The following is a 25,499-nucleotide window of genomic DNA, read 5'->3' as shown; positions in this document are numbered from 1 at the left end:
TCTTTCAGCCCTCTTTTCTTATGTAAAGAACACCAATAAAGGGGGTGTTACCTAAAAAACGTCGTTTTCAGAAATACATTTTCCTGTTTTTAAGGGGTTGTTCTGCGCTAAAACAAAAATATTTGCTATCGATTTGAAAAAATAAAGGGGTAACTGAAATACAACCATCCATATTCACTAATCTACAATCTCTCCCCCGTCAAAATATTAATTTTACAATTTCTTGCTTAAAATTTAACAATCATTGAATTTTAAACTGTTTACCTGTCAATTACATGAATAATTCACAGGGCTTTGGGTAAATTTGTGGAAATAACTCAATGATTATGACACCAAAACAACAAGGACTTTACTCACCAAAATTTGAAAGAGACAACTGTGGAGCAGGATTCATTTGTAACCTTAAAGGTGTTCGTACCAACGACATTATCCATAAAGCACTTGACATTCTGGTAAGATTAGAGCATAGAGGTGCCGTCAGTGCAGACGGAAAAACAGGAGATGGCGCCGGTATACTGATAGAAATCCCCCATGAATACTTTAAAAAAGTATGCGCTTTCGAACTGCCGGAACAAAAAGAATACGCTGTCGGCATGGTATTCTTGCCAAAATCAGAAAACCAGACCAAACTGTGTATTGACTCATTTAATAAGAACGTTGAAAAACAAGGACTTCATGTTATTGGATGGAGAGATGTCCCTGTTAACAAGGATGTACTGGGCGAAATAGCCGCACAAAGCGAACCTACGGTTAAACAAGTATTTGTCGGCAAGAACGGGCAGGATTTAAACGAACAGGAATTCAACGCCAAAATCTTTGCGGCAAGAAAGATCTCGGAGCATGAGATTTATGATTCCGGCATGGCTGAAGCAGGTTTCTATTATTTTGCAAGCCTTTCAACGACTACCATTATATATAAAGGTCTTTTAATGCCTCAGGATATTAGCGGATATTATTTAGACCTTTTAGACCCGGATGTGGTTACCAAACTTGCCCTTGTACACCAAAGATTCTCTACCAATACTTTTCCTACCTGGGATCTGGCACAACCTTTTCGGTACATGTGCCATAACGGTGAGATCAATACACTTACCGGAAACCTGAGCAGGATGAAAGCCCGGGAAGAACTATTCGCCAGCGAATTGTTTGGAGACCAGCTAGAACACATCCCTCCCGTGGTTATCGAAGGCAAGTCGGACTCAGCCTCTATGGATATGGTGCTTGAGTTATTATTACAAACAGGAAGATCGTTACCGGAAGCAATGATGATGTTGGTTCCTGAAGCATGGGAAAGACATCAGTCCATGCCCGATAACAAAAAGGCTTTCTACGAATACAATGCCTGTATTATGGAGCCATGGGATGGTCCGGCATCAATTCCTTTTACTGACGGTAATTATATTGGAGCTTTACTGGACCGTAACGGTTTACGACCATCGCGTTATTCGGTTACCAAAGATGGTTATGTAATCATGTCGTCTGAAACCGGTGTCGTAGAAGTCGCTCCTGAAAACATCGAGTACCATGGCCGATTAGAGCCAGGTAAGATGTTTTTAGTAGATATGAATGAAGGCCGAATTGTTGAAGACGAAGAAGTAAAAGAGACTATTGTTTCCAAAAGACCGTACAGGCAATGGGTTGACGAAAATCTGCTGCCACTTGCCAATGTTCCTTATACGGGTAACAAAACCCCTGTGGAAGCTGTTGATCCCATTACCAGGGAAAAATTATTCGGCTATACGCAAGAAGATATCAAGACCATTATTACACCAATGGCTACCGGAGCTAAAGAAGCCATTGGTTCTATGGGTACCGACACCCCTCTTGCCGTACTATCAGACAAACCTCAATTATTATTTAATTATTTCAAACAGTTATTCGCCCAGGTAACTAATCCGCCATTGGATGGTATCAGGGAAGAGATCGTTACGGATATAAGCTTATCTATTGGTGCCGACGGAAATATATTTGAGGTTATCCCTGAACAGGCTAAAAAACTACGTATTCAAAATCCGGTTATCTCTAACGAGGATTTAGACAAGATAAAATATATAGAGCATCCCGACTTTAAGGCTAAATCTATTTCAATTTTATACGAAGCAGCTAAAGGATTAAACGGATTAGAAGCCAGGCTGGAAGAAATGATTAATGAAATTTCCCGCTCTCTTGACGAAGGATACAATATTATCATCCTGTCAGATCGGGGAGTTTCCGAAACATTGGCTCCCATCCCTTGTTTATTAGCGTGCTCGTATGTACATCACGGATTGAAGAAGCACAAGAAGCGATCATCAATGGGCATTATTGTGGAATCGGCGGAACCACGTGAACCTCATCATTTCGCAACCTTATTCGGATATGGCGCAAGCGCCATTAACCCTTATATGGTTAACGAAATTATTGCCAACCTGGTTGAAGAAGGTGAGATTACCGGGGTAAAAGCTGCCGACGCCGTACAGAACTTCAACAAAGCCATTGGGAAAGGGATCATCAAGATCATGAATAAGATTGGTATCTCTACCCTACACTCTTACAGAGGGTCACAAATATTTGAAGCTCTTGGCCTAAACGAAAAATTTGTAAATAAATATTTCTGTAATACTTCAACCCGAATCGAAGGTATCGGACTTTACGAAATAGAAAAAGAAATTCAGAAGCGTTACCAAAGAGCATTTAAAAGCCAGTCTACAGCCGCCAGCCTGGACTTAGAAATCGGTGGCGATTACCGATGGAGAAGAAACGGAGAGCGCCACATGTTCAATCCTGCATCGGTTGCCAAACTACAGCAGGCGGTCAGACAAAACAGGTATGATACATTCAAGGAATATGCAGAATTAATAAATGAACAAAGCGAGCGTTTAATGACGCTTAGGGGAATGTTCAGGCTCAAGGAATTAAATCCGATTCCCCTTGATGAAGTAGAACCGTGGACAGATATCGTTAAGCGTTTTAAGACTGGTGCGATGTCTTTTGGTTCAATCAGCCGGGAAGCACACGAAAACCTTGCTATTGCCATGAACAGAATCGGAGGCAAAAGCAACTCAGGTGAAGGCGGTGAAGATCCGGGCAGATTCCAGAAAGATCTAAATGGAAACTGGAGAAACAGCGCTATCAAGCAGGTGGCATCAGGGAGGTTCGGAGTTTCTATCGACTACCTGTCGAATGCAAAAGAAATCCAGATCAAAATGGCACAGGGAGCTAAGCCCGGTGAAGGCGGACAGCTTCCGGGCCCAAAAGTAAATCCTGAGATCGCCAAAACAAGGAATTCCACACCTTATGTCGGGCTGATCTCCCCTCCTCCACACCACGATATTTATTCAATCGAAGATTTGGCACAGCTTATTTTCGACTTGAAAAATGCTAACCGCGAAGCAAGAGTTAATGTGAAGCTGGTATCTAAAGTCGGTGTTGGGACCATTGCTGCCGGTGTTGCCAAAGCTAAAGCCGATGTTGTCTTAATATCAGGATACGACGGCGGAACAGGAGCATCGCCGTTAACCTCACTAAGGCATGCAGGCTTACCGTGGGAATTAGGAATAGCCGAAGCACAACAGACACTGGTGCTGAACAATTTAAGGAACCGAATTGTGGTAGAATGCGACGGACAGTTAAAGACCGGACGCGATGTTGCTATTGCCTGTTTATTAGGTGCTGAAGAATTTGGTTTTGCTACCGCTCCGTTAGTGGCTTCAGGGTGCATTATGATGCGTGCCTGTCACCTCAACACCTGCCCTGTCGGTATCGCTACTCAAGACCCGGAATTAAGAAAGAACTTTAAGGGTACTCCGGAACACGTCATCAACTATATGTATTTCGTTGCTCAGGAACTTAGAGAAATTATGGCTTCATTAGGCTTCAAAACTATCGACGAGATGGTTGGTCAGAGTCAGAAGCTAGACATGAATACAGCTATAGAGCACTATAAAGCACAAGGAATAGACCTTTCTAATATACTATACAGACCGCAAGTCGATGCATCGACCAAACTTTACAACACAACGAAGCAAGATCATCAGTTAGAAAATGTACTGGATTTTGAAATCATCAGCAAGGCTCACCCTGCGATTTACCGGAAAGAAAAAATGTCGCTTGATTTCCCAATCAGCAACATCAACAGAACCACAGGGGCTATTTTAAGTAATGAAATTACCAAAACACATGGCGCCAACGGTTTGCCTGAAGACACCTTAACCCTAAACTTCAAAGGTTCCGCAGGCCAGAGTTTCGGAGCTTTTGCAACCAAAGGACTTACAATGGTCGTTACCGGGAACACCAATGATTATCTGGGCAAAGGGTTGTCAGGAGGTAAGCTGATCGTAAAAGTACCTGAAGAGGCTACATTCGAACCACATAAGAACATCATTATCGGTAACGTTGCCATGTATGGGGCTGTTACAGGCGAGGCCTATATCAATGGTATTGCAGGAGAACGCTTCCTGGTTAGAAACTCAGGAGCCAAAGCTGTTGTAGAGGGGATAGGAGATCATGGCTGTGAATACATGACAGGAGGCACTGCCGTTATCCTGGGCAAAACAGGAAGAAACTTTGCCGCAGGTATGAGCGGTGGCGTTGCCTTCATCTACAATAAAAACAATTCGATCGATTCGAGAAACTTTAATATGGAGATGGTAGAAATTGAAAAACCATCTACAGAAAACATCGAAGAATTACAACAACTGATAAGCAACCACGCTAATTATACAGGCAGTCCGATTGCTAAAAGCATCCTGAAAAACTGGAGGGAAGAACAAAAGAACTTTGTTAAAGTAATGCCTACCGAATACAAAAAAGCATTAGAAATGCTTGCTAAACAAGAACTGGAAACCGAATTAACAACAGCATAATCATGGGAAAACTAAGGGGATTTTTAGAATTTGACAAAGGATACGAAAGCAACGTTGCTGTTGAAGAACGTGTTAAAAACTATAAGGAATTCACTGAGGAACTTCCTCAGGAAGAACTGGAAAAACAGGGAGCCCGTTGTATGGACTGCGGCATTCCGTTTTGCCATAGCGGTTGTCCGCTTGGTAACCTGATACCTGATTTTAACGATGCGGTATACAAGAACAACTGGGAAAAAGCATTACAAATATTACACTCAACGAATAACTTCCCGGAGTTTACCGGCAGGCTATGCCCGGCCCCATGTGAGTCGGCTTGTGTTTTAGGTATCATCAAACCATCGGTTTCTATAGAACTTATTGAAAAATATATTGTTGAACGTGGTTTTAAAGAAGGCTGGATCAAACCTCAACCACCAGCAAACAGAACAGGAAAGAAAGTAGCTGTTGTTGGGTCCGGCCCTGCCGGCCTGGCTACCGCACAACAATTGAACCGTGCCGGACACAGCGTTACGGTTTTTGAAAGAGATGCAAAAGCAGGTGGACTACTACGTTATGGAATACCAGATTTTAAACTGGAGAAATCCGTTATCGACAGACGATTAGCAATCTTGGAAGCCGAAGGTATAGCGTTTAAAACCAATGTGCATGTAGGAAAAAATTACGATGCTTCACAACTAAAAGAGTTTGATGCTGTAGTATTATGTGGTGGCGCAACACAACGCAGAGGACTTCCAATTGAAGGAAGCGATGCTAAAGGTGTGGTACAAGCCATGGAGTTCTTAAAACGTAATAATGAAGTGGTAGACGGATTAGCAGAAACCACCGAGGCATTACATGCCGAAAACAAACACGTGATCGTTATCGGAGGTGGTGACACAGGATCTGACTGCGTCGGAACATCCAATCGTCATGGTGCCAAATCTGTTACCAATTTCGAGATTATGCCACGCCCGGCAGAAAGCAGAACAGATGAAAACCCCTGGCCTTACTGGCCATTTACCCTTAAAACAAGCTCTTCGCACGAAGAAGGTTGTGAGCGTAACTGGAGCATCTTAACCAAAGAATTTGTAAAAGATGAAAACGGAAACCTTAAAGGCTTAAAAACGACAGAAGTAGCATGGGTTAAAACTCCCGGACAGCGTCCACAACTAAAAGAAGTAGAAGGTACTGAAAAAGAATGGCCTTGCGATATGGCGCTGTTGGCTCTTGGATTTACAGGGCCGGAAAAGACCTTACCTGAGCAATTAGGATTGGACACCGATGCCAGATCCAATATCAAGGGGAATAACTATCAAACCAATGTACCGAACATCTTTACGGCCGGTGATATGCGCAGAGGTCAATCGCTGATAGTCTGGGCTATTTCTGAAGGGCGGGAAGCAGCAAGGCATGTAGACATCTATTTAACAGGATCATCCGAACTTCCATCAAAAGAAAAAGGAGATTTACCTACAGTATAGAAGCCATTAACCAACATTTATATATTTTAAAAAGCCTCGCAACTAACCATTGCGGGGATTTTTGTTTTAACACCTAGAACAATCCATAAACACTATCTACAAAAGCCTTCACTAAATAAATTATTAACGCTAAAAAAACAATTAACAGAATCCATAAATATCGTTTACCGGATATTCCATCATTCACTTCCTTTGCAACAACCGTATTGGATAACTGATCGTGCCAGCCTATTACCCTGTACATATCATTTTCCTGAAGTGTTCTCGATCCTTTTTTGTACCCCTCTTCAGAGGAAAGAAAAGACAAAGGATTGAACGGAATCTTTCTCGACACAGATCGTATAAGGATATTTAATGGCTTTAATTTCCCTTCCCGGTTTCTTGAAATAACCCTGGTTTCTGTTAAAAACTTAGCTGGAGTAGCTCCTAAAAACAACTCAAAGAAAAAATAATATCCAAAAAACAATATTATTGGGACTATCATCATAACCAATGTCATTGTAGTTTCATTATTCATTACCTCATTATAATCATCGAAAAAGAATATCCGGGCGGTACTAAAAAAATTAAAATAAATTAAGATAAAGAAAATAACGGTATCCGTAATATAGTGAAAGAATCTTTGCCCCATACTGGCATACGCCCTTGATGAATACTTTTTAAAATCATTTATATACTCATCTGTATTCTTAATCAGTTCTTTTAAGCTGTTATAGTAAGACAGCATATAAAAGACCACCAAAAGCAATAATACATCAGTAAGCACATATACATACCATGTTACTGGAGGCGGGCCAATTGTCAGTGAGCCCATTAAACTTTTACCAAGAATAAATACCTTTTCGATAATACTAATAAATGCTAAACCTATTAGTATAGCATAACAAAACCTTATCAAACGAGACTCCTTTTCATTACTTTTATAAAGAAGGTACAGCCCAAGTATAAACAATACAAAGTAAACTACATTGAGAAAGTCACTTAAGCCTATATAAAAATCTGTATTATAATTACTATACGTTATACTATTTATCCTGAAACGGCTTGTCGTAAACAGATTTAAAAATCTGTACACCCATACATTTAATTCAGAAGTTCCTATCCTTAAAACTTCCCTAAGAAGCCCTGCAATGACGATGATAAGGGTAATAGCTAAGCGGTTTTTAATTGTAAATTGTTTAATCTTCTCCATTAACATTTGATCCGGTAATTTAAATTTTGGATTAGCCTACACTCATAAATATATTATTTATACACAAAAAAAACAATTAGAGTTACATGAATGTTGGTGTAAAACACGCAAGCTAAAAAATCACGGAAAAACAAAGGGTTGTATGTATAAGATATTCAAACTAATTTAGAAATCTAATTGTCACATCCATAAACCTTTAGAGCTGATTGATGATAAAATCATTAGAAAGGATATCATAAAATTTAAAATTAAACAAAAAAAGACTAGACACACCACATTGTTCTTTACAACTTCCCTAGTTTCTATTTTCTCATTACTCAATTACGAACTAGCAAGTACTAAACTCACAAATCTAAATGCTTTAACTGTTCAACACGGTTTCTTTCTAAAAACTCATCGATGGTTTCAAAATGCTCAATAACACGCTGGTCTTTAAATTCAAATACCTTTTGCGATAATCCTTCTAAAAAGGCACGGTCGTGAGATACGAGAATCAGCGTACCGTCAAACTTCATTAAAGCCTCCTTTAATACATCCTTCGATTTTAAATCGAGGTGATTCGTAGGTTCGTCGAGAATTAAGACATTCACAGGCTCCAACAACAGCTTTACCATTGCCAATCGGGTTTTCTCCCCTCCCGAAAGGTATTGTACTTTTTTATCAATAGCATCGCCCGAGAACATAAATGCTCCGAGAATATTTTTTATCTCTTTTCTTATCTCCCCTTCTGCGACACTATCTACCGTCTCAAAAACGGTTAGATCGTTATCGAGTAACGAAGCTTGATTCTGAGCAAAATAACCCACCTTGGCATTGTGACCTAATTGTGCATGACCATCAAAATCTATTTCTCCCATAATGATCTTGATCATGGTCGATTTCCCTTCTCCGTTTCTACCTACAAAAGAGACTTTCTCTCCACGGGCAATAGACATGTTCGCATCTTGAAATATCGTATTATCTCCGTACGATTTACTTAAATCTTTTACCGTTACCGGGAAATCGCCTGAACGTTCCGAAGGCGGAAAACGTAAATGCATAGACGAGTTATCTATTTCGTCTATCTCTACAAGCTCCATCTTTTCCAGCATCCGCTGGCGCGAACTCACTTGGTTTGTTTTAGAATAGGTTCCTTTAAACTGCTCTATAAAACGCTTGGTTTCTTTAATCAGTTTTTGTTGCTCGTTGTATTCTTTTATCTGTTGTGCTCTACGCTCTTCACGTAGGGAAAGGTAATGCGAGTAGTTGGCTTTATAATCGTAAATACGCCCCATAGTAACCTCTATGGTTCTGTTGGTAATATTGTCGATAAAAGTTTTATCGTGTGATATAACAATCACCGCCTTAGCTTTATTCTTTAAGAAATCTTCTAACCAAATAACCGACTCGATATCAATATGGTTGGTAGGCTCATCGAGCAGTACCAGATCGGGCTTCTTTAAAAGTATTTTTGCCAACTCTATACGCATACGCCACCCCCCGCTAAATTCAGAAGTATTGCGCGTAAAATCAGAACGTTTAAACCCTAAACCCAGCAAAGCCTTTTCTACTTCCGCATCGTAATTGGTATCTTCTATCGAATAGAACTTTTCGCCCAATTCGCTTACCCGTTCAATGATCTTCATATACTCCTCAGACTCATAATCTGTCCGGGTTTCCAATTGCTTATTGAGCTCTTCCATCTCCCGCTTCATCTCGAATATGTGACCGAAAGCCTTGGAAGTCTCTTCAAAAACGGTACAGTTATCTTCAGTTAACAAGTGCTGAGGAAGGTAGGCTATTACAGTTTCAGGAGCACACTGAATACTCCCTTTGTTAGCTTGCTTCTCCCCTGCTATAATTTTCATCATGGTAGACTTCCCCGCTCCATTTTTCCCCATTAATGCGATCTTGTCGTTCGGGTTGATCACAAAGTTTACATCTTTGAACAAGGTTCTCGCACTAAACGCTACCGTAAGTCCGTTTACTGAAATCATAACACTAATTTTAAGCCTGCAAAAGTAACTTTTTGAAGTGATATTGTTACTTGTTCAGATAGAAATAAATTACCTCGTTCGCGAAGAACAGACGAAGGGAGTGATGCAACAGTCTCTTCAATGGCAATCACTAAACCAATGAGATCGCCACGTCGTTCGTTCCTCTCTCATCATGACGCATGGTTTGCAATACTATTTATGATATCGTTACATCGAGTGGTTTTCGTAGCATCACAAAGAAAATTGTATCGGGATGAAAACGAACCATAAAGGTTCTCGGTACTATTTCCATGACAGAAAAACTTTCCTGGCGGCTTCTCTTTCTCACCTGTCCGACAAATCCATCATCGGTTTACGTCTGCATTGATCGTACACGCTCTATAACAACAGGTAAGGTTACCCAATCTTTTTATTTATAATAAGTTTAACACAATCAATGACTAATCATTGATAATACAATTGTAAGTTTAACTAATTTAAAAAAGACGCAATATGAAAAGGTTTGAAAATAAAGTAGCATTTATAACCGGAGGTAATTCGGGAATAGGTAAAGCCGTTGCCATGTTAATGGCCAGAGAAGGCGCCAAAGTGGTCATAGCTGATATTAAAAAGGACCAACAGGCCATAGACGACCTCTTGAAAGAAGGTCGCGAAATAAAGTTCGTTGCTTGTGATGTATCAAAACCTGATGAAGTAGAAGCTGCCATAGCAACAACAGTGGCTGCTTTTGGAAGTCTTGATATTGCAGTAAATAATGCAGGTATTGTCGACTCTTCCCCAATTCACGAGAAACCCGTTGAAGAATGGCAACGTGTATTAAATGTTAATCTTAACGGTGTCTTCTACGGAATGAAATATCAGATAATCCAAATGAGGAATCAACCATCGGGTGGAGCAATTGTTAATATAGGATCTATTATGAGTCAGGTTGCCGAATTTGGAATTGGATCGTATGCGTCTTCAAAACATGGTCTTGTTGGCCTTACAAAAGTAGCTGCCTTAGAAAACGGAGTTAATAACATCCGGGTGAACGCTATAGGTCCGGGATACATAGAAACACCTTTGTTGATGGATAATGCGGGACAAGGTTCGGAATACAGAACTTATATGGAATCAAAACATGCTATGAAAAGGCTCGGAAAACCGGAAGAAATTGCTAAGGCGGTTCTATTTTTGGCATCCGAGGACGCCAGTTTCTGCACCGGTGCGTATTTACCTGTAGACGGTGGTTATCTCATTCAATAAGATTAAAGCTGTGAAAGATTCCAAACACGAGATTTCCGCCAGACAGAGGCTTGGCATTACCTTATATGAGACCTATCAGCATGTGTTTGATAAGTCTCAGGTCTTTTTTGAGAAATTCGGCCTAACCTCACAGCAGTTTAATGTATTATCTATTTTAGATGAGGCAGACACACCGCTTTCTACCTCCGATATACTAAAGAGAATGATAGAGAAAAATGCGGGTGTATCCCGATTGGTAGACCGTCTGATCCTGAAAGGCCTGATAGAAAAAAAAATTAATGTCAACGACAGAAGGTTAATTGATGTCAAACTAACCTCAGATGGTGAAAAATTATGCAAACAGGTCTTCAGTCATTTATCTGAAATAGAGGAAATATACGGATCGCTTACCGATAAGGAAGTTGAAACACTTAGCAATCTTCTGTCTAAACTTATAGTACAACCACCGTGTTCGAATAATTAATAATGGCTCCGTTACAATAGGATAAAATTGCAAAACCTCAGAAAGTCGCGGTGGTTACCTGACCATTCACCATATCCTAATAAGAGCAAACTATCTCGGATCAAGCTCACGACAGGTCCAAGCGTAAAAAAAGGTACAGCGTACCTTTTTAGCGGTGGAGCCGGAAAACATTTCGACACAAGCCCTGTGAAATTCCGTTAGACATTTTACATTGGACATGAGGCCAGGTTCCTGATTTCTACACGGGATAAATCCCGATTAGCAAGTAAAAGCAATTAATATAAGACTCATACTAAATATCATTGTAAAACAAAAGTAGCTTCTGGCATAAACACATGCCTAAACACCTTATAATGAAATAAAAGGACATTGCATATCACTCAAAAAATGGCTATATTTAATACACTGTTACACAACAGTATAAACCTATCCATAAACCAAAAAAACATCTTATGAAAACAAAATTCAACTTACTGATCCTGATATTACTGTCCACAGGACTTAATGCACAGGATAAAATTCAAGAGCTTCAATCATTAGTAGATATGAAAGCAACCTATTTGGATCAGGAAATGAGCAAAAATGGTTATTACCATATCAAATCACAGAAATCAGATGACGACATTTATGAGTATTGGTGGAACTCCAACAAGAAAAAATGTGCATGTACCCGGGTCAGCGATGGAAGAGTACAATCTGTTGTTGGCACCTTACCCGCCGATTGCAACAAAACCAATACTGCTAACAGAACAGATTATTCCAGACACAGTAACTATCATCATGATAATGGCCATCATTCCTCAAACAATGATGAAGACAATGCCTTCGAAAGGGGATACAATGACGGGCAATACCATAAAAACTTCCATAACATTTATTCGTCAAATATCGAAATAAATGCCTACTCCAGAGGTTATACCGCCGGCTCTAAACAAAGGAACCACAACACTTCATACCATTCAGGCAGAGCCGGAAACCATCCTCATGTTAAAGTAGATGATTTAAATAACTGGCTGGCTTCATCCGCTTATGATGAATTAAAAGCCCGTGGCTTTGAACTATCGAAACAACATGATTCAAATGGTCGGCATTATAAATACTGGTGGAATGATAAAACCAGACAATGTATAAGAACAACAGCTGTTAATGATAATATTGTTAAAGTTGAGAATTCCGGCGACTGCGTTTTTTAAAGATTTAACAAAAAAACAGATATTCAAATATTCCTATGTACTGCTCTCCGAAGTCTCCCGCCTTCGGAACTTATTACCAATATTAGATTTTTTATTCCGCAAAGCCAGGAGACTATGCGGAGCAGTTGTTCCTTTGGGTTATTTAAACTATTTTCGGGAAGAGTAAACTACCTCGGTGCAAGCACACGAGGCATTGGTCGGAAACAAATTTTAATTTCGAGGCAAGCCTCGGGGTATTATACCCTTTGGCGGTGCCAATAAATAAACTTGCATATAAGTTCTTTAGTCGTCGACAGATGGAAAATAAATCTGCTGACCGACAAAGCGTCGGGCTATAACAAAACAGAAAATGAAATTCAACAGTAAAAAAGACGTCTTATTCAGCTTCATAATTCTTGGAACGAATGCATTTCTGATTGGAATCACAATAGCAGGAATGATAAACGGAGAGATGAAAAAAGACGAATACTGGGTGCTCATTCCGATACTGGCTGTTATCGGACTCCTCTTCTGGATGTATTTCGGAACGAATTATGAACTATCTGAAGAAAACGGACTGCTATACCGGTGCGGACCTTTTAATGGAAAAATAAATGTTAACCGAATAACCGAAATCATAAAAGGGAAAACACTTTGGGTCGGATTCAGACCGGCAACCTCCAAAAATGGACTGATTATAAAATATGACAGGTACAATGAAATTTACATAAGCCCGAAAACGAACGAATCCTTTATTAGAAAAATACTGCACCTGAATAAAAACATAAAAATAACGGAATGAAAGGTATATCTACAATATCCTCCAAAAAGCTACTGGTCTTTGGAAATACGGGACAAAAGGTTCTATTCAGGGGAGTCTTGCAGAGCACGGTATGCCTGTACCATGTTCTGAAAGCTCCCCGGTGTCCCTAATTATGAGTGTAAGTTCATTTCAAAAAGGCAGATCTGCGCATTATGGTAATGTGCAGGCAAGCTATCCGACACCCCTATTTCAGTAGTGTCTATAAATTTAAAACCATTCTGAACATATTTTGTTATTAACCCCGGATTTATCCCGGCCGTATCTAACCTTAAATACCTTTTATGGTTTTTAAGAGCAAATCCTTTTGCCCATGTTATTACTTCAGAGACCAGATTACGTCCCCTGAATTTTGGATTTGTAGCAATCCTATGTAAGTAGACACTCGGCTCAGAATCCTTGTCTCTCCATATTTCATGATCGTTAAAAGCAACAACCCAAATACAGGCAATCTCATTTCCTACCATTAACTTATACTGCCTGCTCTCTTTAACCTCTTTTTCGATGCTGCTTCGTTCTGTTATTTGCCACGGTATCCCATTCTTTTTCTTCTGATAAGCAATTGCCTCTCTATAAAATTCCAGAATATTCTCAACATCGTTTAATTCACTGTTTTTTATTTCTATCATTTTCACCTTAATTTATAATGCAAAATTACCACTATATTTAAGCACTTATTATGCTATATTTCCGTAATTACGGGATATAAAACACATTTTAACCTGAATAAGATAAAATTATGCGCCCGCTTGATGATTACGATAAAAAAATACTCCGGTTTCTTCAACAGAATAATAGAATAACAACCGAAGAACTCAGCAATAAGATAAACTTAAGCCAAAGTGCCATACAACGCAGAATTACAAAACTGAGAAACGATAATATCATCGAAGCTGACATTTCTATTATTTCTCCCAAAGCAATAGGTATTGGAGTTACCTGTGTTATTGACGTAATACTCTATGAGGGAAATTCCAGAGCTATCGATGAATTTAAAATCGCCATGACGAAGTGCCCGGAAGTAACGCAATGCTATTATGTAACCGGAACATATGATTTTGTCTTAATTACCCAAACCAGGGATATGCAACACTTTGAAGAGTTTCAAAAAACACATCTTATGGATAATAAACATCTCAAACATTTTTACACTCACGTAATAATGGATAAAGTAAAAATAAACTATGGGATAACGATCTAAAACCCAACTTACAAAAAAATAATCGCTAAACAAGAACACCCGAAAATCCTATGTTGTTTTTCTTACTTCTTTAGGTTATTTTCGAAAACTATAAAAAAATATATCATTAACCATACACAAACTTTTTGATGAAAAAACTAACACTATTGTTTATTCTATTTTGGTCAGGAGTACAGGCACAGGATTTCTCCAAACTTTATCTTAATAAGCTTGAAAGCATGTTGGGAAATCACATAGATTCAATGGATCCCGAAGTCACTAATCAGTTTATAAAAACCATGGGGGAACATTACAAAGATTCCCTGACCTCAAAAGCTATACAAAAAGAAGCCATACATGCCGATAAACTCGATCAGGTACTTCGCTTTTTTGATCATGATATAACATCAATAGATTCTTTTGTCCTGATTGAAGAAAAAACAATAAACCAGGATGATATTTTCTCGATAGATGCAACCAGAAAAGGCCTTATTATCCATAACAAAGAGGTCTCCGGATTTAACTACAGTGATTTGTTTAACCCGATAAGCATTCAAAAAACAAATTATCTTGAAAAATCAGGTGATCGGATACAAGATAAGGCCAGAGAAGTTATAATAGCATTGGCCTATGAAAATAAAGAACCTGTATTACTCGAGCTAATTAAAGTAGAAAATCAATTGCTAAACGGGCATTTAAAAGGCACCAAGCCTAAAAAGGAATTTGAAGTAATTTTCTTTAACAAATCAGATCAGGAGCAAATACGAATGTATCGACTCCATGAAACATTTGTTCATGCGCTGAATCAAAATGAATAGCTTATCAATAAGGTCCTTGAAAAGATCCTTATTGTTTCTTTGTTATTCAGTTTAACTTCAGGAAAAACCAACATATCAGGCTTTAGAACAAGGAGTCAGAAATTCTATAACACTAATTAAATGTATAAGTCAATATTTGTGATTACCAAAATGGACTGTCCGTCTGAGGAAAACCTGATCCGGATGAAATTAGACAGTATCCCAAGTATTGAAAATCTTGACTTTGATATTCCCAACCGGAGATTGACAGTATATCATAATGGAGAGACGGATCACATTGAAAAATCTATTCTCGAACTGGATTTAGGAGGGAAAAAGATACTAACCGAAAAAACAGAACAAACGACATTCGTAGAAAACAAAAATCAGAAAAAACTACTATGGACAGTTCTGACGATCAACTTCTCATTTTTTATGATAGAAATGACAACCGGACTGTTCTCTAAATCGATGGGGTTGATAGCTGACAGTCTGGACATGTTGGCCGATAGCTTTGTTTACGGTATCAGCTTACTGGCTGTAGGCAGGGCACTTACCAGAAAAAAACAAATTGCCAAACTTGCCGGTTATTTTCAGATAACATTGGCTATCATAGGGTTTATTGAAGTTTTAAGACGTTTTTTCGGCTCGGGTGACCTCCCCGATTATAACCTCATGATTTATATTTCTGTATTGGCCTTAATTGCAAACGGAATTTGTCTTTACATTTTACAAAAATCAAAAAGTAAAGAAGAAGTACATATGAAAGCGAGCATGATTTTTACCTCCAACGATGTCATCATTAATTTGGGTGTTATATTTGCAGGCCTGCTGGTTAATTGGCTGAATTCAAACAAACCCGACCTCGTCGTCGGCTCCGTTGTTTTTATTTTGGTCTCTCAAGGCGCATTCCGGATTTTAAAATTAAGTACGTAATAAGAAGGTCGATGCAAACTATTAAAATAAAGACCATAAAAGAACCTAACATCACCGGCAACTTTTCCATAACTCACCTCGATACCTTGCTCGCTGAAAAAGATATGACGGAAAAGATTCATCGCCATGACTTCTTCTTCCTTCTTGCCATCACCGGTGGAACGGGCAAACACCAAATCGACTTTACAGATTACCCTGTCCTGGCTCGGGATGTATTCGTATTACGTCCGGGACAAGTACATCAGCTCTATCTGAAAAAAGGAACGAAAGGCTACCTGATTGCTTTTGACACAACTTTTTATGCCCCGGAGAACAAAACAAAGAAACAAGCTTTCAGGGTGGCGGGTTTTACTAATCATTATCACCTGCAAGCCGAAATTTACGCTAAGCTACAACACATTCTCGACAGCATCCTTAACGAATATACGGATAAGAAAAGTATGTATGAAGAGCATATAAAAGTTAACCTGGATCTTTTATTTATCATACTTTTCAGACAGCGTAAGAAACATCAGGACCTAAATACATCCGGTAGTTATAACCAATTGATTCTGGATACCTTATCAGAGCTCCTCGAAACACATATCATCAGCTCCAAACAGGTAAGATTCTATGCCGAAAAACTTCACCTGACCCCCTATCAGCTCAATACCATAACAAAAAACGCTTTAGGTAAAACCTGTTCCGGATTAATAACAGAGCAAATTTTACTGGAAGCCAAAAGAATGCTTTTAGCCACTTCCATACAGGTAAAAGAAATTGCCTATGACTTAGGATATGAAGATGCTTCTTATTTTATCAGGTTCTTTAAAAAGCATACAGGTCATACACCTGAGTCTTTTCGTAAAAATCTTTTATAGGCACCCCTAAACTGGAATTTTGTTCTATTAATAAAACTCCCCCGGAATGAATTATCGGATTAAATAATAACAAGTATAATTCTCTCTCTATAAACAATCTTGGTCGGGGTCGGAGCAACACTTACGATCATTTGCATTAAAGCTGTGACTCTGTATTCATAGTTATTTAAATTATCTTGAAAAAAACAATATAGTTGGTATTATCATCGACGCGAACTACCTATATTTATTAGACGTTAAATAGTATCGTGTATAAAAATTTAAAAAATAAAAAGACTTAATCCTCCTCTCCTATTATTTTTGCACTTACCTGTAATTCTGAATATAAAGAAATTATTAACCTTGATTCAAAAATCACATGACAATGAAAATCAAATATTTAATCTGCATTGTATTTACAACTGTAAATCTTTATGGATGTGGTGTAAATGAAAATAATGGTATTACGCTGGAAGGAAAATGGAAAGTAATTGACTGGACATATTACAGCTATGAGAACAAAGGACTTGATCAAAAAGAGATCGAAGAGATGGACGACACCTTTAATAATTTAATTTTCGAATTTACACCAGAGAACTATATCAAAACAAATAAAGCAAATCTGCTCCCATATCTAGACAATAAAAGATTTAATATAATCAGCCCTTTTTTAAATTTCGAAGTAGATAATCAACGGTATGCCATAAGAAATAGAGATGGTAAAAAATTCTTTTTTATCATGAATAACATTATACTTCAAATAGAAAAGATTGAAAATCATCAGAACTCTAAGATCATTATTAAGGAACTGGAAAAATTTAAAACAGAAATTAAAGCACCAAAAGAGTTGGCCGGTTTTTATTCCATTGATGAAGTTGATACCGCCCCTCAAATCACAGGTTATCAGTCTCGTGGAGACGGTAAAGCTTTTATTATTAATTCTTTTAAATATTCAATAATTGATTTTATTGACTATAGCGCGATAAAAGATAACAAAGTACTTCATATTAGTTTTATCATTGATAAACAAGGTCGTGTTCAAAACGCTAAAATAACACCACATACAAGCGAAATAAATGATGATATCATAAAGACTATTACTTCTTTTCCGGAATTTGTTTCCGGTATCAAGGATGGAAACAAAGTAAATACTAAAATTTCATTTGAATTGAGGCTTATATCAAAATAAGACCGTTATTAATGGCATCAAATCCTTTTGCCGGCGGTCTCCACCTGTTCCCGTAATCAACCCAATATCATTATAAAAACTCCTTAGGAAAAACCTATTCTGAATTCATTACAGAATAAATCTTACTTGAAGCCAGAAGGATGCTTCTGGCTGCCCATTGTTTATGAATCAGGATGCTTCTTATTTTACCAGGTTCTTTAACAAGCAAACGGAACACCCCCTGAATCTTTCCGTAAACACCTTACATAAGTACTATCGCTCTTTAGTTTTGTCCTATTACAAAACTCCCCGGGAATGTATTATTGCATAAAAAAACAGATATGAATGCTATCGTACAAACAATTTTGATTGGGATCGGGGCAACGTTGACAATGGATATCTACGCATTGGTATTAAAAGCCCTGGGTATAAAAACTTTAGACTATCGGTTTGTAGGCCGGTGGATCGGGCACTTGCCAAAAGGGAGGTTCTTTCACCATAAGATATTCGACAGTCCACCGATAACAGGCGAACTGATGATAGGGTGGGTTGCACATTACCTTATCGGAATTACATTTGCATTTTTGCTGGTGGCAGTTCACGGTAAAAAGTGGCTTGCCGGTCCTTCCCTGCTCCCTGCATTATTTATCGGGCTGATAACGGTTACTGCACCCTTCCTTATAATGCAGCCGGCTTTTGGTTTCGGAATTGGAGGCTCCAATTTACCCGATCCGAACAAAGCTCGCTTAATGAGCCTCATAACACATAGCGTGTTTGGAGTTGGTTTATATATAAGCGCATTGATTATTAGCAAATTCACGACTTAAAGAAAAACACAGGCAAAGTGTTTTACAGCATTTTGCCTGTGTTTTTATCATCTTATCATTTCTAATAACAAACAGAAAGGTCTTCAAAAACCATATATCAGTAATTCTTCAGGCAAGGCCTTATACTATTTATAAATTCTATCATTCTTTTAAGCCTATATTTTTCAACTGTTTAAACCGTAATCTTTCCTTACGGTTCCTGCTGAGAAATTTTCGTATCGGCGTATCGTAAAAAGTCATCACCAACCAGGCAAAAATCACCATCGCCACCGTTCCGCCCCCAATGATCCACGGGAGATTCTCTTTCGGCGGATTTTGAGTGATATAGTAATTTCCAAACCACCAGATACCGGCATAATGGGTCATATACAAAGGATAAGAAATATTCCCCATAAAAGCACAGACTTTACGAAGAGGAGCAGACAGCGCAGAACCTGCGCCAAGTGCTACCAACAGCGGAAAAAAGAATATAACAATTATAAGCTCTGTCAACCGGTTATTCGCTATTCCGGACGACATAAATGCAAGGATCAACAAGAGGGATAAGACTATAAAACCCAACTTGTTTTTAACGATCCATCCGGAACGAAAAACGAGCAGTCCTGCCAGAAACGAATACCCCATACGAATCCCTCCATCTGCAAAGGTTCCGCCGCTCCATCCGCCCAACAGGTTACCGGCATCGTAGCTCACCCATACTAAAGCCGTTGCTGCTATCAAAAGTAATAACCAAAGAACCTTTCGGGAAAGACGGATCAGTACAAGAGCATAAAGAATATTTGCTATATACTCCCAGAACAGGGACCATGACGGCGCATTCAAACTAAAAAGGTTGAATGCCCTCTCCTCCATAACGGGAAGCGGGATCAGTAACAAAGAGCATATAAACACCAATATAAGGCTCGAAACCGGGTATGTAGCCATATGATCGGCAAAAGGATCGGCAAACAACCCGACCATACCAAGTACAGTTCCGGCTATTACCAAAGGATGCAGCCTGATCAGTCGGGAGGTGAAGAACGAACGGATTCCCATCTTCGGCAACCGGTTATCATAGGCATAGGCAATGACAAAACCTGAAAGACAAAAGAAAAAATCTACTGCAAGAAAACCATGCCCGATAACGTTTTCAGTATGGTCGGGGTATACCCATTCCATAAAATGAAACACTACAACTGCCAAAGCAGCGATGCCTCTTAATCCGTCTAAAACATGAAAATGCTGTTTACTTTGCAGCAATTCTTCTTTATTAAAATAATTCATATAAATATTGTTATTTCTCCTCATACCAATTCGGCCATACATTCTCGTATATTATGTATCTTTTAAACAACAGGCAGGGATTTTGAAGACGACCAGTGTGCAGACAGTCCCGAATATTAATTTTATAATTACATTTACAAAAAAAACAATGCAGCGTACAGATAAGAAACAATTTGCCAGGAGCTTCAAGTATTTTGCATACACATTAGCCCTTATGTTTATAGCTCCCATATTGATCTATCAGGCTTTCAAGAATGAAGGACATCCCTTTTACTGGCCTGTGTTAATTACCGGGATAATAAGTGCTTTTGCTGCCATAGGAATGGGATTCTATAGCATCAGGGTGATGCTACAAGCCTTTTTCGGGAAAAAATAGGGACATCGTACTGATTACATTAAGTAATAAACCAAACCATAACTTTACTTAATATCCGACAATCGAATCCTGTAACGTTCGTATGTCCCCGCTTCAACTAACTAACCTAATCTGTTACTTCTTTTACTTTAAGATTTCTCCAGTATACTTTAATTCCGCCTCCATCATGGATCTGCAAGGCTATCTTACCATTGGCATCTCCTATTTTTTGATCGGTAAAACTGATCATCTCTTCACCGTTTAACCATGTAGTAACATGATTACCCACGACGCGGATCTTCATTTTGTTCCATTCACCATACTTCAGGTTTTCGTCTTTTGAAGCTTCCGGCTGAATCAACCAGCCACGGCCATATGATTCGTAGATCCCTCCGGTATGCTTGGCCGGCGGAGCTACTTCTACCTGCCATCCGGTAATTTTAGTCCCCTCAATACTCGAACGGAAAAACACACCGCTATTACCGTCTGCTTCCTGCTTAAACTCTACAGTCAATTCAAAATCTTTGTACTGCTTGTCTGTAGCCAGATAACCGTACATTTTATCCGGTCCGCTCTCTGAAACCAGCAAACCGTCTTCTACGTACCATTTTTCAGTTCCGTAGATCTCCCATCCTGTAAGATCGTTGCCATTAAATAAAGAAGTGTAACCAGATTTGCAGCCTACTAATGTTAATAAGGCTACTGCTGATGTAATTATAATTCTCATAATTTTTTGATTTTAATGTTTTTATACCAAATATAGCTACCATGATCTTGTAAACCAATAAGTCCCTTTTTAGCTATACCATAATCCGGGTAGTCTTTCCATTTCCCCTCTTCTTTTCTTTTTGTCCAGTCTTCTGACCAGGGAACATATTCAACGGTCTTTTTCCCATTCAGAAAATAAGACACTTTTTCATTTGTAAATACGATACGACTGGTATTCCATTCACCCGCTTTTTTAACGGCCCCTTCAAAATCCGGAGCATACATTCCGTAATCGGCTCCTATAGATTGCCATGGCTCAAGCTTTTGAGGAAATCCGATCTGATCGATCACCTGATATTCCGGAGCATTGTTATATGGTGCCTTATACTTCCCGCCTTCCAGAACGTGATAAAAAATACCGCTGTTGCCTCCCGCTGCTATTTTCCATTCCAGGGAAAGTTCAAATTCTCCAAATTCTTCCTTTCCATAAACGATATCGCCTCCAATATCGCCTCCCCTTCCAAGCGATTTAAGCATTCCTTCTTCTATGACCCATCCCTCTGGCAGGGTCTTTTCGTTATATCCTCTCCATCCGTCGACAGAGGTTCCGTCGAAGAGATACATCCAGTTATCTTCCTGCGATCCTGCTGACTTTTCAGAAGTATTGGTTTGACCGGCAGCAGTTGACTTTTCTTTATCATGGTCCTTACAGGCGACGATAACTGTCAGGGCAATGAGAGTGTACACTATTTTTTTCATCTGTTCTATGTTTTGGTCAAATTATACAAGTTTCATATTTACCGGATCCCACTGTATAAATTTATTCTGCCGATAGCTGTCATTACATAACAATGCCGGTGCCGCAGCCCTAAAACCAAAAACGGGATCCTGTGCTACCGTACCATTGGTTCTTATCGCATTAAAGAAATTAGCAAAGTGGTCGTAGTGAGCCCCTTTATACCCTTTTTCCGCCTTGTATATGGTTTCTAAAGGCGGTACTATATGTTTTCTGTCCGTTCTCGTATTACTTGCCTCCCTGGCTTTTTCATTCAGGAACGGATCATTATCGTAACTGCCGGCATTTCTCTTCAGTATGACCTCTTCCCACTTTACTTCCATAGAACCTTTACTTCCTACGATCTTAAGATAAGTGCTGCCACTGGTACCATCTACAAAATTACAACGCAAGGAAAGGTTAAAGGCCGGATGTTGTTCACTGTCCGGATAATCGAACATCCCTAACAGAACATCGGGCACTTCTCTTCCGTCTTTCCAATATCTCAATCCGCCTGTGGCAGATATTTTATCCGGCCCGTAAGAACTTGTAATAAAGTGAAGGCTCGAAAAAAGGTGCACGAACAGATCGCCAGACATTCCTGTACCATAATCGGTATAATTTCTCCATCTAAAAAAGCGTGTCGCATCAAACCCCCTTTTGTTTGTATTCGAAACAAATCTTTTCCAGTCGACCGTTTTTAAGGAAGCGTCATCAGGGATCGGATATTGCCATGCTCCGGCAGGTGAATTACGGGCCCAAAATCCTTCAGCATAATTAATATCTCCTATGGCTCCGGCTGCAATTAATTCCCTGGCTTTTTCATTACCAAGAGAGGACATTCCCTGGCTTCCTACCATAAATATCTTACCAGATTTCTTCCACACATCAATCAGTTCCATTCCTTCTTCCACAGAATGTACCATAGGCTTTTCACAATATACATGTTTACCCGCTTTAAGAGCATCAATACCTATCTGTTTGTGCCAGTGATCGGGTGTTCCTATAATAACCGCATCTATATCGTTACGTTTAAGCAACTCTTTATAATTCTTGGTTACAAAAATATTGCTTCCCCAAAGTGATTTCGCAGCATCCAGACGTCCGCTATACAGATCGCAAACGGCTACCATCTCCGTATTGGGATTTGAAAGTGCTGTTTTGGCATCTGCTATCCCCATACCTCCTGCTCCGATGAGTGCAATTCTTATAGTTTTATCGAATGGCGCCGCATCCGACCGCTTAAGTATTTGAAATGTTTTTGCCTCATTTGCGAAGGCCATCGGGGCTACTCCGGCTGCTGCCCCGGCAAGTCCAAGATTTCTAAGGAATAATCTTCTTTTATTGTTCATGCATATTTAGGTTTAGCTGAATTAATGGTCTAAACTTAAACAGTGATGAGATATCAGAAGGGGTAATAAGAGGGGTAATACCGTTAAAAAATTAAAAAAAACTTAACTTTCAGATAAGATCTGAAGCATATTCTTGCTTGTAGAAACTCTCATATAGCTTCTTAAAGTTAGCAGCAACCTTTTTGGCAGACATATGTTTTCCCTGTTTGATAAGAAGTTCTATTTTTTCTTTAACAGCTCTTTCGTGAAGCGGGTCGATCACCAAAATAGCATTAGCTATATCTATTAAAACATCATCGGCTACCTGCGACTTATCATCTTCCAGATAGAGTGTCAGCACTTCTAAAATACTATTGTCATACCTCGCCTTGAAATCATCGAGCCACTCTATTTCCATATTAGGTAGCATTGATCCGGAATTAACGGTATTTATAACCTCAGGCAGGTACTCGATACTAAGTTCACTTTTCCTGGTTCTCAACAAAAATGAAACGTATTGATTTAAACGCTCTAAGTCTACAGTGATATTCCCGCCAAACACTATTTTCCATTTCTTATCTTCATAAACTATAGAAATATCCATGTGGTATGTTTCGAAAACCTTCCTGATCTCTTTTATCTGAGTGCTTCTGTTGTTCTTGATACTGGAAGGAGAGAACGACGGCCAAAGAATCTCTCCCATTTTTTTGGAGGTAATACCATTTTCCTTGAGCGTATAAAAGATCAATAATATGAGAAGTTCTTTTCGCTTTGGAGAGAATTTATGCGTGATCTCTTCTTTTTGTTTGTCAAAAATCCTGAACCCGCCCAATAATTGTACATCAAAGCTTTTAACAGCAACTTTCTTGACAGGTATCATTACTTTTGGCTCCGCAACCGTCCCTTGCTTGCTCTTTAACTTTTTAGAGCGGTGATATAAAAAAAGTAACAGCCCCAAGCCAAAAACAGCAATTGCTACGTAAAGTATGTAATAAGTCCCGGAACCTTTATTCTCCCATGTTATTCCATCGGTATACACCTGCATTATTTCTTCATTGCTCAAAGCCCGGGTCCATAGTGCAAACTCACTCATTGCGCCTTTATAATTTTGTCCCCACAAATTACTCCCGATCAAAATAGAATGATCACTTTGTTCTATGATCGATGCTTTCGTTTCGTACACCTGTTCTCCGTTGAGATAAAAGTACATTTTACTGTTCGGCAGGTAAACAAAAGCCAGATGATTCCATTCATTCGGCTTCACTATTTTTTCGGATGTCTGGTGATCTTTAATCCCGGGAGTAGTAAACATCATTCGCCCCTGATAGATCTTTGCTGAGAAGACTTCTCCTTTCCCTATTATACTATGGCTGTCACTGACATCTTCCGGTTTCACCCATGCAGCTATTGTAATCTCCTTAAAGTTCTCGTCATTATCAGCTCTAAAATCGATATAACTGGTATTTCCATTAAAGTAGGCTACATTCCCCCTCTGGTGATCTTTAACAAACTCAACATCCTTCCCGGCGGCAACCTGCCCGGTGGCAATTTCATTATCTACTGTTTTCTTAAAAGGCAAGAAAAAGGTCAGTTTTTCGGTCAGGTTATATTTATAGGCTGTAAATACTTTAGGTTCGTCTATGTGATAATCGTCAAAATTAAATATGTCGGGAGAAAACCAAAATCCACGTTTTTGAGGCGATAATTTAGCTGCAATAGCAGTAAAGACACCTGTAGTTTTAAGATTGTGTTCTTTCCATCCCACATCTACCAGAGGCTCGCCATTGATAACCACATTTACACCACTTCTTTTAAAATTATTCAGCTGATCAATATAATCATCATAATAACCGGCGGCATCCCTGATCGCATATTCAGGCAAGATTCCTTTATCCTGAACAACAGAATCGATCTTTGATCTATTCCAGTATACCGTATCCACATTTACCAGATCGATGGCATAATCGATCACTTCCTCCTTGAAAGTGATACTGCCCCGGCTAAAGTCAAGAATATACATTCCCTCCGGCACCTTCTCTTTATCGGAAAGCAATGTAATCGCTGCTTTATCATGTTGTGGAAAACACAGCTGACAGTACAAGATTACAAACAGGCAGTAAAAAGGATTTACATTCAAAATATTCATAG

At 39.0% G+C, this 25,499-nt stretch carries 21 protein-coding genes; 13 read left to right on the top strand and 8 right to left on the bottom strand.

Going from position 1 to position 25,499, the window contains the following annotated elements; genetic code table 11:
* The first annotated feature begins 326 nt into the window (after nucleotides 1-326).
* A complete protein-coding gene (gene gltB / locus MQE36_RS08045) occupies nucleotides 327-4,844 on the top strand; it encodes a glutamate synthase large subunit (protein ID WP_242938646.1) in 4,518 nt (1,505 codons plus the stop codon).
* Nucleotides 4,845-4,846: 2 nt separating this feature from the next.
* Nucleotides 4,847-6,304 (top strand): glutamate synthase subunit beta, encoded by a 1,458-nt coding sequence (locus MQE36_RS08040; RefSeq protein WP_242938645.1) that lies wholly within the window; start codon nucleotides 4,847-4,849, stop codon nucleotides 6,302-6,304.
* A gap of 73 nt (nucleotides 6,305-6,377) precedes the next feature.
* On the opposite strand, the gene MQE36_RS08035 is transcribed toward MQE36_RS08040, so the two are convergent.
* Together MQE36_RS08035 and MQE36_RS08030 are read right to left on the bottom strand one after the other, a co-directional pair.
* The gene (locus MQE36_RS08035; protein WP_242938644.1) at nucleotides 6,378-7,496 is read right to left on the bottom strand and encodes an RDD family protein; all 1,119 of its coding nucleotides are present in this window, start codon (nucleotides 7,494-7,496) and stop codon (nucleotides 6,378-6,380) included.
* Between the two features lie 344 nt (nucleotides 7,497-7,840).
* Complete coding sequence (locus tag MQE36_RS08030) at nucleotides 7,841-9,472, bottom strand: ABC-F family ATP-binding cassette domain-containing protein (protein ID WP_242938643.1); 1,632 nt, start codon at nucleotides 9,470-9,472, stop codon at nucleotides 7,841-7,843.
* A gap of 492 nt (nucleotides 9,473-9,964) precedes the next feature.
* On the opposite strand from MQE36_RS08030, the gene MQE36_RS08025 reads away from it, so the two are divergent.
* The 4 genes from MQE36_RS08025 (at nucleotide 9,965) to MQE36_RS08010 (ending at nucleotide 13,154) form a co-directional block, all read left to right on the top strand.
* Nucleotides 9,965-10,717, top strand: coding sequence for an SDR family NAD(P)-dependent oxidoreductase (locus tag MQE36_RS08025; protein WP_242938642.1), 753 nt, complete (start codon nucleotides 9,965-9,967; stop codon nucleotides 10,715-10,717).
* Between the two features lie 10 nt (nucleotides 10,718-10,727).
* Entirely contained in the window at nucleotides 10,728-11,180 is a 453-nt protein-coding gene (locus MQE36_RS08020; RefSeq protein WP_242938641.1) for a MarR family winged helix-turn-helix transcriptional regulator, read from the top strand.
* Between the two features lie 452 nt (nucleotides 11,181-11,632).
* The gene (locus MQE36_RS08015) at nucleotides 11,633-12,373 is read left to right on the top strand and encodes a hypothetical protein (protein ID WP_242938640.1); all 741 of its coding nucleotides are present in this window, start codon (nucleotides 11,633-11,635) and stop codon (nucleotides 12,371-12,373) included.
* Between the two features lie 349 nt (nucleotides 12,374-12,722).
* Nucleotides 12,723-13,154 carry a PH domain-containing protein gene (locus tag MQE36_RS08010; RefSeq protein ID WP_242938639.1) on the top strand — a complete coding sequence of 144 codons (432 nt, stop codon included), beginning with the start codon at nucleotides 12,723-12,725 and terminating at the stop codon, nucleotides 13,152-13,154.
* A gap of 131 nt (nucleotides 13,155-13,285) precedes the next feature.
* Here MQE36_RS08010 and MQE36_RS08005 read toward each other — a convergent pair whose 3' ends face one another.
* Complete coding sequence (locus tag MQE36_RS08005) at nucleotides 13,286-13,801, bottom strand: GNAT family N-acetyltransferase (protein WP_242938638.1); 516 nt, start codon at nucleotides 13,799-13,801, stop codon at nucleotides 13,286-13,288.
* Between the two features lie 110 nt (nucleotides 13,802-13,911).
* Between MQE36_RS08005 and MQE36_RS08000 the strand changes: the two genes are divergently transcribed.
* From MQE36_RS08000 to MQE36_RS07975, 6 genes are all read left to right on the top strand, one after another.
* The gene (locus tag MQE36_RS08000; protein WP_242938637.1) at nucleotides 13,912-14,373 is read left to right on the top strand and encodes an Lrp/AsnC family transcriptional regulator; all 462 of its coding nucleotides are present in this window, start codon (nucleotides 13,912-13,914) and stop codon (nucleotides 14,371-14,373) included.
* 128 nt (nucleotides 14,374-14,501) lie between these two features.
* Nucleotides 14,502-15,170, top strand: a complete 669-nt coding sequence (locus tag MQE36_RS07995) for a hypothetical protein (protein WP_242938636.1) — start codon at nucleotides 14,502-14,504, stop codon at nucleotides 15,168-15,170.
* A 120-nt stretch (nucleotides 15,171-15,290) separates the two neighbouring features.
* Nucleotides 15,291-16,085, top strand: a complete 795-nt coding sequence (locus tag MQE36_RS07990; protein WP_242938635.1) for a cation efflux transmembrane domain-containing protein — start codon at nucleotides 15,291-15,293, stop codon at nucleotides 16,083-16,085.
* Nucleotides 16,086-16,096: 11 nt separating this feature from the next.
* Nucleotides 16,097-16,945 carry a helix-turn-helix domain-containing protein gene (locus MQE36_RS07985; RefSeq protein WP_242938634.1) on the top strand — a complete coding sequence of 283 codons (849 nt, stop codon included), beginning with the start codon at nucleotides 16,097-16,099 and terminating at the stop codon, nucleotides 16,943-16,945.
* Between the two features lie 364 nt (nucleotides 16,946-17,309).
* Nucleotides 17,310-18,113 (top strand): hypothetical protein, encoded by an 804-nt coding sequence (locus MQE36_RS07980; protein ID WP_242938633.1) that lies wholly within the window; start codon nucleotides 17,310-17,312, stop codon nucleotides 18,111-18,113.
* A gap of 320 nt (nucleotides 18,114-18,433) precedes the next feature.
* Entirely contained in the window at nucleotides 18,434-18,919 is a 486-nt protein-coding gene (locus tag MQE36_RS07975; protein WP_242938632.1) for a DUF2938 domain-containing protein, read from the top strand.
* Nucleotides 18,920-19,060: 141 nt separating this feature from the next.
* Here the strand turns inward: MQE36_RS07975 and MQE36_RS07970 are convergent, their stop codons facing one another.
* Nucleotides 19,061-20,182 carry an acyltransferase family protein gene (locus MQE36_RS07970; protein WP_242938631.1) on the bottom strand — a complete coding sequence of 374 codons (1,122 nt, stop codon included), beginning with the start codon at nucleotides 20,180-20,182 and terminating at the stop codon, nucleotides 19,061-19,063.
* 148 nt (nucleotides 20,183-20,330) lie between these two features.
* On the opposite strand from MQE36_RS07970, the gene MQE36_RS07965 reads away from it, so the two are divergent.
* On the top strand, nucleotides 20,331-20,558 hold the full coding sequence (locus MQE36_RS07965) for a DUF6095 family protein (RefSeq protein WP_242938630.1): 228 nt from the start codon (nucleotides 20,331-20,333) through the stop codon (nucleotides 20,556-20,558).
* Nucleotides 20,559-20,664: 106 nt separating this feature from the next.
* Here the strand turns inward: MQE36_RS07965 and MQE36_RS07960 are convergent, their stop codons facing one another.
* The 4 genes from MQE36_RS07960 to MQE36_RS07945 form a co-directional block, all read right to left on the bottom strand.
* On the bottom strand, nucleotides 20,665-21,264 hold the full coding sequence (locus MQE36_RS07960) for a 3-keto-disaccharide hydrolase (protein ID WP_242938629.1): 600 nt from the start codon (nucleotides 21,262-21,264) through the stop codon (nucleotides 20,665-20,667).
* A complete protein-coding gene (locus MQE36_RS07955) occupies nucleotides 21,261-22,004 on the bottom strand; it encodes a 3-keto-disaccharide hydrolase (protein WP_242938628.1) in 744 nt (247 codons plus the stop codon). Before MQE36_RS07955 ends, MQE36_RS07960 begins: the two co-directional genes overlap by 4 nt.
* A 21-nt stretch (nucleotides 22,005-22,025) precedes the next feature.
* On the bottom strand, nucleotides 22,026-23,372 hold the full coding sequence (locus MQE36_RS07950; RefSeq protein WP_242938627.1) for a Gfo/Idh/MocA family protein: 1,347 nt from the start codon (nucleotides 23,370-23,372) through the stop codon (nucleotides 22,026-22,028).
* A 109-nt stretch (nucleotides 23,373-23,481) separates the two neighbouring features.
* Nucleotides 23,482-25,497 carry a LamG domain-containing protein gene (locus tag MQE36_RS07945; RefSeq protein ID WP_242938626.1) on the bottom strand — a complete coding sequence of 672 codons (2,016 nt, stop codon included), beginning with the start codon at nucleotides 25,495-25,497 and terminating at the stop codon, nucleotides 23,482-23,484.
* Nucleotides 25,498-25,499: the final 2 nt, after the last annotated feature.

It is taken from the genome of Zhouia spongiae (assembly GCF_022760175.1).
Taxonomy (GTDB): domain Bacteria; phylum Bacteroidota; class Bacteroidia; order Flavobacteriales; family Flavobacteriaceae; genus Zhouia; species Zhouia spongiae.
Note: the sequence above shows the minus strand (reverse complement) of the source record. Positions and strands in the feature narration are given on the sequence as shown.

Coding starts and splice junctions, on each gene's coding strand:
- gltB (WP_242938646.1), top strand. CDS start 327: ATGACACCAAAACAACAAGGACTTTACTCACCAAAATTTGAAAGAGAC.
- MQE36_RS08040 (WP_242938645.1), top strand. CDS start 4,847: ATGGGAAAACTAAGGGGATTTTTAGAATTTGACAAAGGATACGAAAGC.
- MQE36_RS08035 (WP_242938644.1), bottom strand. CDS start 7,496: ATGGAGAAGATTAAACAATTTACAATTAAAAACCGCTTAGCTATTACC.
- MQE36_RS08030 (WP_242938643.1), bottom strand. CDS start 9,472: ATGATTTCAGTAAACGGACTTACGGTAGCGTTTAGTGCGAGAACCTTG.
- MQE36_RS08025 (WP_242938642.1), top strand. CDS start 9,965: ATGAAAAGGTTTGAAAATAAAGTAGCATTTATAACCGGAGGTAATTCG.
- MQE36_RS08015 (WP_242938640.1), top strand. CDS start 11,633: ATGAAAACAAAATTCAACTTACTGATCCTGATATTACTGTCCACAGGA.
- MQE36_RS08010 (WP_242938639.1), top strand. CDS start 12,723: ATGAAATTCAACAGTAAAAAAGACGTCTTATTCAGCTTCATAATTCTT.
- MQE36_RS08005 (WP_242938638.1), bottom strand. CDS start 13,801: ATGATAGAAATAAAAAACAGTGAATTAAACGATGTTGAGAATATTCTG.
- MQE36_RS08000 (WP_242938637.1), top strand. CDS start 13,912: ATGCGCCCGCTTGATGATTACGATAAAAAAATACTCCGGTTTCTTCAA.
- MQE36_RS07995 (WP_242938636.1), top strand. CDS start 14,502: ATGAAAAAACTAACACTATTGTTTATTCTATTTTGGTCAGGAGTACAG.
- MQE36_RS07990 (WP_242938635.1), top strand. CDS start 15,291: ATGTATAAGTCAATATTTGTGATTACCAAAATGGACTGTCCGTCTGAG.
- MQE36_RS07985 (WP_242938634.1), top strand. CDS start 16,097: ATGCAAACTATTAAAATAAAGACCATAAAAGAACCTAACATCACCGGC.
- MQE36_RS07980 (WP_242938633.1), top strand. CDS start 17,310: ATGAAAATCAAATATTTAATCTGCATTGTATTTACAACTGTAAATCTT.
- MQE36_RS07975 (WP_242938632.1), top strand. CDS start 18,434: ATGAATGCTATCGTACAAACAATTTTGATTGGGATCGGGGCAACGTTG.
- MQE36_RS07970 (WP_242938631.1), bottom strand. CDS start 20,182: ATGAATTATTTTAATAAAGAAGAATTGCTGCAAAGTAAACAGCATTTT.
- MQE36_RS07965 (WP_242938630.1), top strand. CDS start 20,331: ATGCAGCGTACAGATAAGAAACAATTTGCCAGGAGCTTCAAGTATTTT.
- MQE36_RS07960 (WP_242938629.1), bottom strand. CDS start 21,264: ATGAGAATTATAATTACATCAGCAGTAGCCTTATTAACATTAGTAGGC.
- MQE36_RS07955 (WP_242938628.1), bottom strand. CDS start 22,004: ATGAAAAAAATAGTGTACACTCTCATTGCCCTGACAGTTATCGTCGCC.
- MQE36_RS07950 (WP_242938627.1), bottom strand. CDS start 23,372: ATGAACAATAAAAGAAGATTATTCCTTAGAAATCTTGGACTTGCCGGG.
- MQE36_RS07945 (WP_242938626.1), bottom strand. CDS start 25,497: ATGAATATTTTGAATGTAAATCCTTTTTACTGCCTGTTTGTAATCTTG.